The sequence below is a fragment of the Mesorhizobium sp. M0898 genome (assembly GCF_040319695.1).
Lineage (GTDB): Bacteria > Pseudomonadota > Alphaproteobacteria > Rhizobiales > Rhizobiaceae > Mesorhizobium.
In genome coordinates this window covers 127,056-139,933 of the sequence record NZ_JAMYOE010000001.1, presented here as the reverse complement: position 1 = coordinate 139,933, position 12,878 = coordinate 127,056, and the positions used below count along the sequence as shown (strand labels likewise).

At 59.3% G+C, this 12,878-nt stretch carries 18 protein-coding genes; 2 read left to right on the top strand and 16 right to left on the bottom strand.

What is annotated here, in order from left to right; genetic code table 11:
• The first annotated feature begins 88 nt into the window (after window positions 1-88).
• Window positions 89-508 carry a hypothetical protein gene (locus NKH90_RS00730; RefSeq protein WP_352816586.1) on the top strand — a complete coding sequence of 140 codons (420 nt, stop codon included), beginning with the start codon at window positions 89-91 and terminating at the stop codon, window positions 506-508.
• 296 nt (window positions 509-804) lie between these two features.
• Window positions 805-1,275: a hypothetical protein gene (locus NKH90_RS00725; protein WP_352816583.1), complete on the top strand. Its 471-nt coding sequence runs from the start codon at window positions 805-807 to the stop codon at window positions 1,273-1,275.
• 8 nt (window positions 1,276-1,283) lie between these two features.
• Here the strand turns inward: NKH90_RS00725 and NKH90_RS00720 are convergent, their stop codons facing one another.
• The 16 genes from NKH90_RS00720 to NKH90_RS00655 all read right to left on the bottom strand — a co-directional run bounded on the left by NKH90_RS00720 (window position 1,284) and on the right by NKH90_RS00655 (window position 12,837).
• Window positions 1,284-2,900, bottom strand: a complete 1,617-nt coding sequence (locus NKH90_RS00720; protein ID WP_352816580.1) for a terminase large subunit — start codon at window positions 2,898-2,900, stop codon at window positions 1,284-1,286.
• Entirely contained in the window at window positions 2,869-3,225 is a 357-nt protein-coding gene (locus tag NKH90_RS00715) for a phage terminase small subunit P27 family (protein ID WP_352817166.1), read from the bottom strand. Before NKH90_RS00715 ends, NKH90_RS00720 begins: the two co-directional genes overlap by 32 nt.
• A gap of 47 nt (window positions 3,226-3,272) precedes the next feature.
• Window positions 3,273-3,617 carry a tail completion protein gp17 gene (gene gp17 / locus NKH90_RS34780; protein ID WP_502898796.1) on the bottom strand — a complete coding sequence of 115 codons (345 nt, stop codon included), beginning with the start codon at window positions 3,615-3,617 and terminating at the stop codon, window positions 3,273-3,275.
• Window positions 3,618-3,646: 29 nt separating this feature from the next.
• Window positions 3,647-4,252: a head-tail connector protein gene (locus NKH90_RS00710; protein WP_352816577.1), complete on the bottom strand. Its 606-nt coding sequence runs from the start codon at window positions 4,250-4,252 to the stop codon at window positions 3,647-3,649.
• Window positions 4,253-4,619: 367 nt separating this feature from the next.
• Window positions 4,620-4,892 (bottom strand): spike base protein, RCAP_Rcc01079 family, encoded by a 273-nt coding sequence (locus NKH90_RS34775; protein WP_502898792.1) that lies wholly within the window; start codon window positions 4,890-4,892, stop codon window positions 4,620-4,622.
• Between the two features lie 174 nt (window positions 4,893-5,066).
• Complete coding sequence (locus NKH90_RS00705) at window positions 5,067-5,510, bottom strand: hypothetical protein (RefSeq protein WP_352816575.1); 444 nt, start codon at window positions 5,508-5,510, stop codon at window positions 5,067-5,069.
• 29 nt (window positions 5,511-5,539) lie between these two features.
• Window positions 5,540-6,679 (bottom strand): phage major capsid protein, encoded by a 1,140-nt coding sequence (locus tag NKH90_RS00700; RefSeq protein ID WP_352816573.1) that lies wholly within the window; start codon window positions 6,677-6,679, stop codon window positions 5,540-5,542.
• Window positions 6,676-7,200 carry an HK97 family phage prohead protease gene (locus NKH90_RS00695; protein WP_352816571.1) on the bottom strand — a complete coding sequence of 175 codons (525 nt, stop codon included), beginning with the start codon at window positions 7,198-7,200 and terminating at the stop codon, window positions 6,676-6,678. The genes NKH90_RS00700 and NKH90_RS00695 overlap by 4 nt, the downstream gene beginning before the upstream one ends.
• Window positions 7,193-8,434: a phage portal protein gene (locus tag NKH90_RS00690; protein WP_352816568.1), complete on the bottom strand. Its 1,242-nt coding sequence runs from the start codon at window positions 8,432-8,434 to the stop codon at window positions 7,193-7,195. The genes NKH90_RS00695 and NKH90_RS00690 overlap by 8 nt, the downstream gene beginning before the upstream one ends.
• 288 nt (window positions 8,435-8,722) lie before the next feature.
• Window positions 8,723-9,355, bottom strand: coding sequence for a hypothetical protein (locus NKH90_RS00685; RefSeq protein WP_352816565.1), 633 nt, complete (start codon window positions 9,353-9,355; stop codon window positions 8,723-8,725).
• A 116-nt stretch (window positions 9,356-9,471) separates the two neighbouring features.
• Entirely contained in the window at window positions 9,472-9,777 is a 306-nt protein-coding gene (locus tag NKH90_RS00680) for a DUF6074 family protein (protein WP_352816562.1), read from the bottom strand.
• Window positions 9,774-10,325 (bottom strand): helix-turn-helix domain-containing protein, encoded by a 552-nt coding sequence (locus NKH90_RS00675; RefSeq protein WP_352816559.1) that lies wholly within the window; start codon window positions 10,323-10,325, stop codon window positions 9,774-9,776. The genes NKH90_RS00680 and NKH90_RS00675 overlap by 4 nt, the downstream gene beginning before the upstream one ends.
• Window positions 10,322-10,531 carry a hypothetical protein gene (locus NKH90_RS00670; protein ID WP_352816556.1) on the bottom strand — a complete coding sequence of 70 codons (210 nt, stop codon included), beginning with the start codon at window positions 10,529-10,531 and terminating at the stop codon, window positions 10,322-10,324. The genes NKH90_RS00675 and NKH90_RS00670 overlap by 4 nt, the downstream gene beginning before the upstream one ends.
• Window positions 10,528-10,737, bottom strand: coding sequence for a hypothetical protein (locus NKH90_RS00665; protein WP_352816553.1), 210 nt, complete (start codon window positions 10,735-10,737; stop codon window positions 10,528-10,530). The genes NKH90_RS00670 and NKH90_RS00665 overlap by 4 nt, the downstream gene beginning before the upstream one ends.
• A gap of 143 nt (window positions 10,738-10,880) precedes the next feature.
• Entirely contained in the window at window positions 10,881-12,143 is a 1,263-nt protein-coding gene (locus tag NKH90_RS00660; protein WP_352816551.1) for a site-specific integrase, read from the bottom strand.
• 298 nt (window positions 12,144-12,441) lie between these two features.
• The gene (locus NKH90_RS00655; protein ID WP_352816548.1) at window positions 12,442-12,837 is read right to left on the bottom strand and encodes a hypothetical protein; all 396 of its coding nucleotides are present in this window, start codon (window positions 12,835-12,837) and stop codon (window positions 12,442-12,444) included.
• Between the last annotated feature and the right edge of the window lie 41 nt (window positions 12,838-12,878).

Sequence of the window (12,878 nt, the reverse complement as noted above, 5' to 3'; positions counted from 1 at the left end):
GACTGCCCGACATAACTCCTAACAACAACAATCGGCTTTCCGCGCCTCTAGGGGCGTTACGGCCACTAAAAAGCAATGGAGAAAAGTCATGCCAAAATTGGTTGAGTATCAAGACGGTGATGTGGAGGTGACCTCACGCAAGCCGCTGAGAGGCACGCTTGAGTTAGTCACCGACGATGATGACACCGTCGACATGTTGCTCGATCGAGAAAATGCCGAATGGCTGATGAGCGCGCTTGTCGAATTCCTCATGCATGGCGAAGGCAACGACATGCCCAAGATATCAATTGGCCAGCAGTCGAGGGATGGGAACGCAGCGGCAAAGAAGGACCGCGCCGCGACGCTCACCGCCTTGTTTGAAGGCATTCTGTCGGCCTTCCATGCCACGGCACACGAAGGCAACGAACCCTTCGAAAACTGTCAGATATTCGCCGAAGTCGCTTTGGCTTCACTAGAATCTTCAGGCTTCAAAGTGGTTCGCGACAAAGGGCCTACGGCCCAAAGCTGATCGCTCCGCCAACGAAGGTCTTGGAAGCCGGCCTCCCTGCGAAAATGGTGCTGGCGCGAGAAAACTCCAATTGAAATATTTTTCGACGCAAGGAGGTGGCACCGGTCTAGAGCGACGCAGTAAAAGTGCAGACCCCCCCCCTTGATGCATCGGGTTGACTTCGAACCACTGATCAACAGTGCGCAGATAGACTTTGATAGCGGTGAGCAATGCCATGCGTTGCTTTGCTTTGCTGTTGACTGACGCTCGGATTTGGGATTATTGTCTAGAAAATCAGAGCGATAAGGGGAATTCAGATGATCGAGTGGGGCCTTCTGATCTTCACAGCCATCATTGCTATCGCGTTTGCGCTCAGCATGATTCCGGATGGACAGGACGACGCATTGACCAGGTTCCGGCATGAATGCCGCCAGCAGGGAATGAGCTTCGAAGAGATCCAAGCCGCTGTCAGCCTCAGAGTTGGCCTTGTCCAGCTTCGGCGCATCGCATCCGACCAGTGCGTTGCGAAGAGCGGCAACATGGATCGGAAGGCTATCAACGAGCTTGCCGGCAACATTGCGATAGGCATTGCCGCCGCGCATGGGACGCAAGCGGCGAAGAGCTTCGTCGCGTGGGTCGACTCCTGCGCTGATGAGGAGATCCTCTACGATGACGCGCGCGCGGCGCGCCATAGGATGCACGTTACCTCCTTGCGGGCCAAAGGCCTGTATCCGCTTCCGCGTGCGGCGATGTCTCATGACCTGAGAGACGCGTTCAAGATCGTCTAGCGCGATCATCAGGCGCCCCCGAGAAACATAAGCTTGCCATCGCCACGGCCGGTGATTTGCTCCAGCGTCAACGGTCCGGTCGATTCACCGACTGAGGCGCGGCCTACTGCCATTGCGGCGGCAACCGCTCCGTCAATCCGGTCCCGGCTTTTTCCTTTGTGCATCGACTTGTTGCCGGCCTTGTCGACTTCGACAGAGACATTCTCCATGCACCAGCGCAGCACCGGATTGCCGCCATGGCGGAACCGTCGGGCGATGATAGCGCGCTCGAGCTCCTTGATAGCTGGCGCCATTGTGACCCAGCCTTGGCGCATCGTGACTACGGGAAAGCCATCCTCAAGCAATGGCGACATCACTGCTTGGGCGTAGGCCGGATCGAATGCGATCTCCTGAACGTTGAACATTTCGCGCAACATCCGAAGGTGCGCTTCGATCGACCGATAATCCGTCACGTTGCCCGGCGTCGGGATGATGTGGCCTTGTTCGGCCCACTGGAGGTAAGGAACCTTGTCCTTTTCCGCCTTCTCGCGAAGGCCTTCCTCCGCACAGAAGAACATCGCGGCGACGTCGTAACCCTCGTCGTCATCCGGCCAGGCAACCACAACGGCAGCAAGATCATGAATTAGCCCGAGATCGACCGCGACCCAACAAGGCCGCTCCCGCTGCGCTTCAACGTTGATCGGCGCCGCGCCTTCGTCGTACACGCCCATGTCGACAAACGGCGACAGTGAACGGTCTAGCCAAAAGTTCATGTTGTACTGCTTGAAGTCATCCTGCTCCGTCGGCTTCTCCCGCGCCTCAAGTGCGGCCTGGCGAAGCTCCTCGATCACGGGGAAGCCTTCGGTCAGTCCCGGGTTGACGCGGTGCCACAGCGCCTCGTCCTGCCAGTCTGCGCCGTCCTCAGGCTCGAATATGATTGGCAGATAACCCGGGTTGACGATCTCTCCCAAAGCGATCCGGCGGGCGTAGGAATATTCCTCCCAAGCTAGGCCAGATTGACCACGCCCGGCCGTGGTCGTGATGCAGAGCAGCGCGCCCGGTGATTTCACCATGCCGGTTTTAAGTGCCCGCCAGAGCTTTCGGTTTTTGAGAATGTGCAGTTCATCGAGGAACACAGCTGCGGGCGTCGTGCCGTGGGCAAGATCGCCCTCACCAGACAGCACGCGAAGGTGAGACTTTGCGACCGGATGCTCCAAGTAGTCGCCGCGAACTTTCACAAGGTCATTGAGCGCCGGCGTTGCCCGGACCATTCCAGTTGCTTCGGCGAAGGCCAAGTCAGCTTGGTCTTGTGATCCGGCACCAAGAAACACCTGGCCCGACGGCACTTTCTCGTGACCCACCGAATGAAGCAGCCCGAGCCCGCCGCCGATTGTCGTAGTCTTGCGAGCGCCGCGGGGGATCATGCAAAAGACTGTACGCACGATGCGCCGACCGTCCGGATGCCGTGGGCCATAGATGCGCCTGATTATGCGTTCCCAGAACTTCGGAAGCACAAACCGGCGATCGGGCGCAGTCGACTGCGGATGACGCAAGGCGCTGAAGAAACGCACGACCCTGTCACCATAGCCAAGCGGATCATCGATCGGGGAGTCATCAAAGACCCAAGTCGGCAGCGTCGTTACCACGACTCTCCTCCTTGCCTGAAAGGCCTTTGCGGGAGCGTGACGACGGGGTTATGCCGAGCTCGATTGCGTACCGGCGTGCGATCTCCAGATATTGGGTTTGCATTCGGACGGCGGGATTAGACTTCGGTCCGGCCGGCGTGTCGATCAACAGCCCATGCTTTGCGATCGACTTGTCAGCTTCGCGCGCCTGAGCGCTTGCCATGCAGTAGTGCGCCAACGTCGTAAGGGCTGTATCGTTGAGGATTTGGCGCTTCACCAGGTCCGGCGCCACCCGGTTCCATTCTTCCGCCGCCGCTTCCGACAGATGGTCAGGTGCGCGGGGCACGCCGGACAAGCCGCCTTCGATCGGTCTCAGTTCTGGTTTTCTGCCCTTCACAGCGTGCAAGCCCTCGCAAGGGATGCCGACGCAACGGCCATCGGACCGGAGGCGTTCTCAGGCCGAACAAACGACGTTTGGTCATGCCTGATCGGGTCGGACGAGGTGTGACTGCAGCATGCCGCCACGGCCCGCCGTCCTATCTCCGCCGCTTCGTCCAGCGTCCGCCCCCAACACAACACATTGACCAGCGTTTCGCGACGCCCTTCGATAAAGCGAAGTTGCGGGCGCCCGATCGTGACGAAGGGCCAGCGTGCTGGATCGGGAATGTTTTCCTCAAACCAGATCCGAACGCCCGCCATCTCGCGAAGCGCGGGATTGTCTTCTAGGAGTGTGAGCATCAAATTCCGGGTGCTGTCGCCAAGGGAGGTCACGAGCCAAACCCCCAAAGCCGATAGGGCGCGATCAGATCGTCAAACCCGTAAGGCGTCACCTCGACAGAGAATGCGGTCCGCTCGTCGACGATCGTCGTCTCTCTGTTTTCAAACAGGTGACCGACATGAAGCAAGATCGCCGCGCGCAATGGCTCCGGCACGCTGTCTTCGTCATCGCCGTATCCGGCCGTGAAAGACACTGTGACGGCTTCGGGAAAATCCCTCGTGGCGAGCCACGACTTTCCGTAAGCCGGAACGATCCGGGCTCGCTTTGATCCTGCGATGCCGAGAATGGCGTATTTGTCCGTTGCCAGGGTTTGCTCAACGCCGGCGGCATCAAGGTAAGTGATCTCCTCCACCGACTGCAAAGGAGGCAGCGGAACAACGATCTCCGTCGGGAAGCAATCCAGTGTCAGCTTCCATTCTTGCGTGACCAGGGCTCGGCCAAGCATCCCGCTTTCGCCGTCGAGCTTCGCGGTTACGGCCGCTATCAGGCGGTTGATGAGCGTGTCATGCACGGTGGTGATTTTGATACCAAGTTGCGCCTTGGCCTCCGCAAGTGAAATCGGAAAGACGTCTGGCGGGGTGACAAGCGTCAGCATTTTTCCGCCCTCATTTCCCGGCGCTCTTCGGATTGGATCGTTGAATTGTGGTGGTGATCGCAGGCCGATTCCCAGTTCGACCGGGACCACATCAGGCGCTTGTCGCCCCTGTGGGGAATGCGGTGGTTGACGACTGTCGCCTTGACGCGTCGACCGCCCGCCAGGCAGCGCTCGCACAACGGATGCTTGCCGAGATGCTCCAGCCGTGCAGTCTGCCACTTGCCGCCGTAGCCGCGCTCGGCTGCGGTCGGTCGCCTCGCATCGTATTTGGCCTTTCGCTCTGCATCGGCCTTGAGCCGGCAAGCGCAGCGAACTCCCGACGGAATCGGACGCCCACATTGGCAGATCGATGGAGCACGCGTCGGCATCAGTCTTCCAGTGTCCAAGCAGTCGCCGTCGTGCCAGTGGCCATGACGCGCCGGACTTGAAAGGGAATGAGATAGCCTGCAGGAACATCGATGAATGGCACCGGTGTATCCAAGGCGTTTGCCACCGGAACGACACTGATGTTGCCCCTCACGGTCAAGACAAGGGCTTTCGCAACGACGGGAAGGTCTTCCGAGTCCGATGGAACGACGAGACGCGCGGACCGGCCTAGCGATTCAGGGCCTGGCTGGTTGTCTTCGTAGGGGTCATGCATGATCCAAAGCCTTTCTGAGATTGGCGGACAGCCACGCGCCGTGACCGTCCGCCTAAAGTTGCGAACTTGCTGACCTTGACCCCTACAATGCACGCACTAGGACTGGGGGACCCGGGGAGGTCGGCTGCCGTTTGCGGCCTGATCGCGGGGCCTCTAAGGAGTGGGCCCCTCGTCCTATTCCGTTGGCCGCTTGCTGGCGTGGCCGAGAATGGCGTCGATACCGATGAAGGCGCCGGTTGATGCCCCGGTGGTGGTGATCTTCGCGCGGATGTACTGCCTGTCGCCTATGTAGCCGATCAGAACATTCTCGTTCTCGTAGGTCGGGCCGTTTGGCGAATTTCCATCGTCGCCCACGGTCAAACCAAAGACTTGGGTTGCGCCGGCGATGCCCGCTGAAGCGCCGACAAGCTCGTCTTCAAGGACTCCATCGAAGTCCGAATTATCGTCGGAGTGTTCGAAATGGACGACGTGTTCGCCGTCAGTCCAGTCACCGACGTGAATAGCGAAGGTGAGAGATTCGAAGCCGGCTCGATCGATCGCCGTCCCCGTCGCCGTTACCGTGCGCAATGCCGGCGCCAGCGACTGCCGAGACGCGATGCTGTTTTTCAGTTCACGCATTTCTTTGTTCCTTGTTCCTTCGACGCCGCTTACGTGGTCGCCATCTTCAATTTGCGGAAGCGTGCGGCCTGCGTGACAGCACCGCCGACGCGGCGACGAGCGTGGAAGCGGACGAGGCCGCTCTTTGCCTGGGTGAACGGGTCGCGGAGCACGCTGAGACCGACGCGGTCATAGATCCGATAGCCGCCGGCAAAGTCGCCGTAGACGATGGGGAAGGCGCCGCTCGCTATGTCGGGCATGTCGACCGCTTCGACCACGGGGCGGCCAAGGATGGTTTCCGGCTCGCCTGCCTGAAATGAGGGTTGCCAGAGATAATTGTTCTGGCCGTCCTTCAGCTTGCGGATCGTCGCCAAGGTCGTGCCGTTCATCATCCAGGCGCCGCGCGCACGGTATGCTTTCGGCAGTGCGTAAAGCAGCGTAATCAGCGGGTCCGCTGCCAGGATCGTGGCATGGCCGTTTGCCGTGTAGGCGATGTCGGTATTCTGCATCACGCCTTCAGGCTGCTTCACTCCCGTGCCGTTGACGAAAGAGATGCCTTCCTTTTGGCCAAAGTCTTCGGCGAAGGCCATGTTGAGTTCGGACTCGATGTTGACCGCCGAATCCTCGAGCAACTTGTTGCTGACATCGGTGTAGGTCCGCATCTCGTGGACGAAGATTTCCTGTTGACCGAACGCCGGCTCAGACTCTTCCGAGTCCTCCGTTTCGCCTTCCCACAAGGCGGTTGTGATCGCCGTGCGCTTGGGGAAGATGACCGAGCCGCGGGCAGTTGTGCCGACGCGTGCCGCCTCGCGAATCGGCGAGTACTGAACTAGCTCGCGCTGCATTTCGGTCTGGAATTCCGGAGGGGCGAGGAAGCCGCCGGCCGTGTCGTCGCCGACGCGAAGTGCGCGGATCTCGTCGGCGCTCAGCGCCTCGCGGCCGCTGCGAATGTAGCCCACGAACGCGCGCCGTTCGACCGTCGGCTCTTCGGTCCGTTCCTGAGTGCCAGGCCGCGCAGCGCGTGTCTCGAGCTCGTCAAGACGTGCTGTCAGTTCGTCAAGGCCGGTGATGCGGGCATCGAAGGCCGTGCGCATTTCCGCGACTGCCTGCGTTGCCGCTTCAATCGGATCCGGATCGGCGCGCGTCTCCAGGCGCACGGCGGACCGGGTTTCAATTTTTGAGTGCTTCATTTTGATTTTCCTTCTCCGAAAGCGCGGGTAGCCGCATTGACTGCGGTGATGAATGCGGCCGCCGCGCTGTCTCGGCCGTGTCGGATGTCGGTGACCTTGGCGCCCGGCACTGCGGCGATGGCGACAAGTGAAATCTCATGAATGATGGCTTTGGTGATGTGGCGGACGCCGCCGGCGCGGGACTCGGAAGTGATGGTTTCAAAACCGATTGAGATCCCGTCGATGTCGCCTTGCGTCAGCATGGCCCGAACTTCACGGGCTCGCTCGACTTCCAGGTTGAGGCGGCCTTTTACGCGCAAGCCGTCGTCAGCAATCGTGATCGAGGACCATGAGCCGACGACTTGGGCGGGATCGTGCGACCAGAGCATCGGCAGGCGCTTTGCAACTGAGGCGAAGGCGCGCCGGTCGAATGTCGTCCGATAAGAGTCTAGCGTATCGAACTTGACCGCTATTCCTTCGACCGTTCCATCATCTGCCGGTGGGCTGAGTCTCAATTCAAGGATGTCGACGGTCTCACGCATTTGCGGGCTCCTCAGTTGTGGTTGCCGGAGCTGGCGCACCTTGGGGGAGATTAAGCTTGTTGCCACCGTCAGTTGCCGGCAGGTTTTCAGCGGCACGGGCTTCGTTCGGAAGCAAGAACGGGCCACCTACCGCGCGGGCATAAGCTTCGAAGCGGGCCTTCAGATCAGCCTTAACCAGCGCCTTTGTTTCGAATTCCACGTAATGGTCGCGGCGCTCGTCCTCGGTAAGCATTGACCTGGTAATTGCGCCCTTCCAGGCCGTAATCCACGGATTGAGAACGAAGGCGAGGAACTGACTCCCGAGCGTTTCCGAGTTGGTGAACGTCGCTCCCTCGAGCGCGCCAAGCATCGTTGGAGGCACGCCAAAGAACCGGCCAATCTCGGTTGACTGGTACTTTCTGTTTTCGAGATATTGGCTGTCAGTGCTGGTGAAATCGATTGGCGTGTACGTGACGTCGGAGCCAAGTGGGACAACGCCGCCACGCTTGCCGCCGTCGGTCGCCTCATGCCAGGCATCGGCGATCTCGTTTGCAACACCGGGACCGAGTGCAGTCTTAAAGCTCAAAATTCCGGACGGCCGGCCGCCGTTCTTAAAGAACCGGGCGCCGTGGCTTTCCAGAATGAGGGAAAGGGCGATGGCCTCTCGTGCCAGTTTCGCCGGCGCTTCGCCGCCAAGCGCGGCCACGTCGAGGACGTCGCGCCAAGATAGATCGTCAGTCCCGCCGCCCTTCTTTGGCGTCACATACTTCGGTTCGCCGGTGTACTCGTCGGCTTTGATGGTGACACCGCAGAGCGGCTGCAGTTCACGAATTTCCTTGCGGACGCGTATCACCTTCGCCAGGCCATGGCCCTCTAACAGGGCTGCAAGTGTCGTCTCGCGGCGGAATTGAGCGCCACTCGTCCAAGGATTTGCAAAATTATTGAGAAGCGTTTCGACTGGATGATCTCTGACACGGTCGCGGGAATCGTCTTTACCCCGCCGGAATATGTGGACGGGCAATTCGCCCGCGAGCTCGGAAATCAATCGGATGCTCGCGAAAGCGGGAGAGCACTTCAGCGGGGTGCGCGTTCCAACTTGGACACCTGCCGCCGTCGGCTGCGCGCCGAAGAGCGCAAGCAGTTCGTCGGATGGGTGGGAAAGTGACCGGACGCCTTCCGGACCGACGACGTAAACGTGCGTTTCGGGCTCAACCGCCCGAACTTCCGCCTTCGATTTTCCGAACCATCCAAACATGATCGGAATTTGTGAGGGCGCCGCTGATTTGGACAGCGGGCTAGAAGCGGCTCAAAAGGGCTGAAAGGTGCTATCGAGGGGCAGCGTCGGAAAGCCAGGCGACCAAATCCGACTTCAGGGCACAGATCCGGCCGGCCCTCCTTCGGACTGGCGCGGACTGATCTTCGCATAGCGTTTCGACAAAGTCGGGTGAACAATCCAGAAATCGGGCGATGCTCTTTGCTCCCCAAAGGACGTCACCTTTAAGGGTCTCCGGGATCACATTGACGGCGGGCAAAGTCGCGGCCCTCATTGGAAAAACGCCCGCGCAAAGGCGCGAACCGTCGCAAGGTCGATCGACCTTTCACTGACAATCGCCGTCATCCTCAGAGATTTCGGCTGTGTCGCTTCGATCGCGGCTAGGTCGCTGAGTTGATCACCGTCGTCATCGTAGTCGGGTGATCGAGCGAACCGACCCTCAAATGCCGCCCACTGCTTGCCGATCTTGTCGGATTGCCACCGGCTTGGCTTGAGGCCGATCTGAACCGTTGGCAACGGGACCGCAAGGCGGATCTCACAACTGCCGAGACCTTCGTCCTTGTCCGCCCTGCCGGCCATGAAGTCCGCCACCAGTGCGGAGATCCAGTCCAGCAAGGTGCCTGTGGTCATGGCACGGCATTCTGTCCAATGGGCGGGAACGCCGTCGATCTTTCCGGGCATGTCATGCACCGCGCTCAAGACCGCTACCGCTTCGTCAAGGTAGTCGGCCGACAGTCTGGCGAGGAGAAATGCCGCGATCTCCCGCGGCTCGAGTCTGTCGTATGATCGGCCAGGCCGCTTGCGAGCAACCAGTCCGATAGCGGCCAAGCGTGTGTAAAGCTTCTGGTCGAACTGCGCGACATTCGGGAACAGCCGAGCGGCTTCCTCTTTCAGGATTTTCATGCTCATCCGCGTCTGACCTATTTAAATCCGTCGAAGATTTATATAGGTCTCGCAGATTCGACCGTCAAGCGCAAACACACAAGGCGTAGCTATCGCTAGTCGCCAAGGACACAAGATCATGCGGCGCTGCCGCCCGGCCTCGAACTCGGCCGCTGCCTGGTGATCTCGGCCCGGACGGCGCTCCAGAACTCGACAGTCAGTTTGGCGCGTTCATCGGGGAGGATATTCAACAGGTCGAAATGACGCTGCAAATCACCGTCGATCTGTTCCGCATACTTCTTTGCCAACCCTGGCGTTCGCTGAGCGAGCCATTTTTCGGCGACGGTTCGAATCTTGCCGATACGCTTTCCGGGAGGGAATGGGATCATCGTGCACCTTGGTGGTTGCCAGGAAAAAAGGGGAAGATCAGAGTGGCTGTTCATGCGCACCCCCTCTTGCTCTCTTCGAAATCATCATCGTGGTTGAAAGTGTCGCTGCTACTAGCGAGGGTCCCGAGCGAAGCGAGGGAAGACCGAAGGTCCGCCGAAGGCGCCCCCGAGCCGGCGCTACGGTCTTGGATAGTTAGCTTGGGAAGTTCATTGTCTAAGTTAATTCCCGGATTTCCGTGACTGCCACTCCCGGATTTCCGTGACTGCCTCTCACGTTTTTCCGTTATTGGGGGCAGCAAAAAAATGAAGTCCAAAGAGCCATCAAACCGCCTCTCGGTCTTCAACAATCCCACCTCCTTTAACGCCGCGATTCCGTCGTAGACCGTCCTCACAAGAATGCTGCACTCGTCAGCCAGCGTCGACGCGCTTGGAAAACAGCGCCCATCAGAATTGTTCAAGAACTTGTCAACGAGCGCGAGGCCAACCTTGTAAGCACTGGCGGGGAGGTCCGCCCTTCGCAGTAGCGCGCGCCATCGCCACGGCTTCTTGGCCACCGCCAGGTGGTTGAACAACGTTGAGTTTTCATCGTCCATGTCGATCATGCGCGAGCCGCCGTGCGCTCGTGCGCGCGCAACAGCAGCGCCTCTGCAGCCTCTAGACGGTCGCGGGCCTTGTCGATCTCTGCGGGCCTTGGCGCCAACCCTCGGCCCTCTTGTGCGCCTTCGCGCTGGCGTAGCAGGTTGTCAAGTCGGGACCGGGCTTCCTCAGCTTGGATGAACAGCCGCGCGAGTTCGTCGGCGTGGGTCATGCGACAGTTCCCGGTTCTGTCACGCTCTTTTCGATGAACTCATCAAGATCGCATTGACGGTAGAAAATCCGGCCGCCGCGATTGATATACCTTGGGCCGCGACCCTTGGTCCTCCACCATTGCAAGGTGGTTGTCGGGACGGGATGACCCTCCGGCCCAAGAAAGATACCGGCATCTACGGGCAAGAGCAGTTTGTTGGTGTTCACGATTGGGTCTCCATCGTTAAGCATTAGCAACGATGGATGTGGACGCTTTCAGTTGGGAAACAACGGCTATGCCTAAAGGTTTCTGTTCATAGAATTTCTGGTACAGGCCGAAACCTCAACGGAGAGAAGGGCTTTCTCTGGTTTCAAACTTTTTTCGGAAACTGCAGGAGTTTGCCCCGTTTTGCGCCCGCCTTGATTGCAGCGGAACGCTTCTTTTCGGCAGACAGTGCGGCCTTCTGATGGGCTTCCCGGGCAACGTGGGCGTAACGCATGGCCGTGGCTACCGACCGATGTCCGACGATCGCCATTTGCAGCGGCAGGGGTATTGACGGGTCGGAATAGGTGGCTGTGGCAAACCAATGCCGTATCAGGTGGAGGGTAGCATTCTCGTTTGCCGGCACCTTTGCCGCCTTCATCACGCGCTCGAATGCAGCCTCCAGCGTTTCCACGCGCAATCGCTTCAGAGCAGGGGAGGGGCAAACCCAGTCGACTTCCTCTATGCGCTCAGCGCTCTCTAGCAGCCTTGCTGCCTCCCGAGTGATGACCTTGCGCAAGGAGCCGCCGCCGTCAGTCTTGTGCTCGCGCCATTCCAGCCATCTTTCTTCGAGATCGACGTTGGACCACTGAAGAGAGCAAATCTCCCCGGCTCTGCATCCTGTGGCGAATAGAAGCCGCAGGCCAAGCGCCACCGGCTTCGTCATCTTCTCGGCCTTCTCATGTGCGTCTATCGCCGCGAGTAGTCGAGAAACCTCCGTGTCGCTGAACAGCCGCTCCCGGCGCCGACTTCCCTTCAGTCGGATCCTGCACGGATTGGAACCGGCATCCCGCAAGCCCCACTCCTCAGCCATGCCCATGGCTGACGACAACACCCTTACGGCCAATGACGCCTGCGTCGGCTTTTCGCGGATCGAGTGATAGAGTTCTGACACGTCTTTCGAGGTCATCGCGGCGACCTTCAGCTTGCCCAAGTGCGGCTTCAGAATCTTCTCGCTGATCCTCTCGTACTCTTTCCACGTCTTTTCTTTCAGCGTGACTTTGGCGTGGTCTTTGATGAACCGGTCGAGCGCCTGAGCAACCGTCGGTGCGTTCCTCTGCGCCGTTGCCTCGAGTTTTTCGGCGCCGACATCTGCCGCCGGATTACCGCCGCCGTGGTATTGGCCCGCAAGAGCCTTTGCCTGTTCCCTGGCGGGATCGGCTTTCAGCTTCAGGGCGTTTCCTATGGTGACACGCTGGACACGCCCCGCGCGGCCGCCAGCGGTGCGATAGGTGAAGATATAGCTCTTGCCGCCGGTTGGCCTGACCCGCAGGCCAAAGCCCGATATGGCTGCGTCCCAGATGACATATTCCTTTGCCAAAGGCAGTGCATCGGCAACCGTTGTATTCGTGATCCTCGTCCGATTTTCCATCAGTAGGCACCCTCCCGGGGAACACGGGGGAAACACGTCCGCCCATGGACGCCAATGCGTCACAACGGAATCTATTGCCCGATGAGCCAAAAAGTCAATATTTATCAGTTATTTCGCCATTGGCTCCAATTATCGCCATCGACAGCCATAGATCAAAAACCCAAACTTTTAATCAGTAGGTCATGGGTTCGAATCCCATCGCGCTCACCAAAATCAAGATTGTCCAACCCGGAGACATAGGTAACAGATTGTACCTAAGACATGGGTGACAACCTCGTGCCGAACGCATGCAGTGGCTTTAGCCGCCCGCCCCATCGTCCATCATCGTGCCGGTGAGCGCCTCATACGCTCTGCTGCACAGCTGTGAATGCGGACAATCCTTCAAGATAAGCACTGGCACCACGGTGAGAACCGCTGCGGCAAGGATTTGCAGGCAAAGACCGACGGCGCTTACCTTCCTGCCGAACACACCGGCCAGGAAAAAGTAGAGACCCTGGGCCATGCAGGCTGCCGTCAGAATGCCCAAAAGCGTGCTGGTTGCTCTTGCGAAGGGCGTTATGTAGCCGTCGGGAAAACCCAGCATGCCGAGATCCATCGACCATTTCAGCGCCAGCATGACGCTCAACGCTGCCCAAACGAGGGCCGTCGTACGAGTGAACAGCGTCTGCTTTGGCTTCTCACCTAGATCGGTCATGGAATCACGTCGGAATTGCGTGCCGGGACATGCGCAAGCTC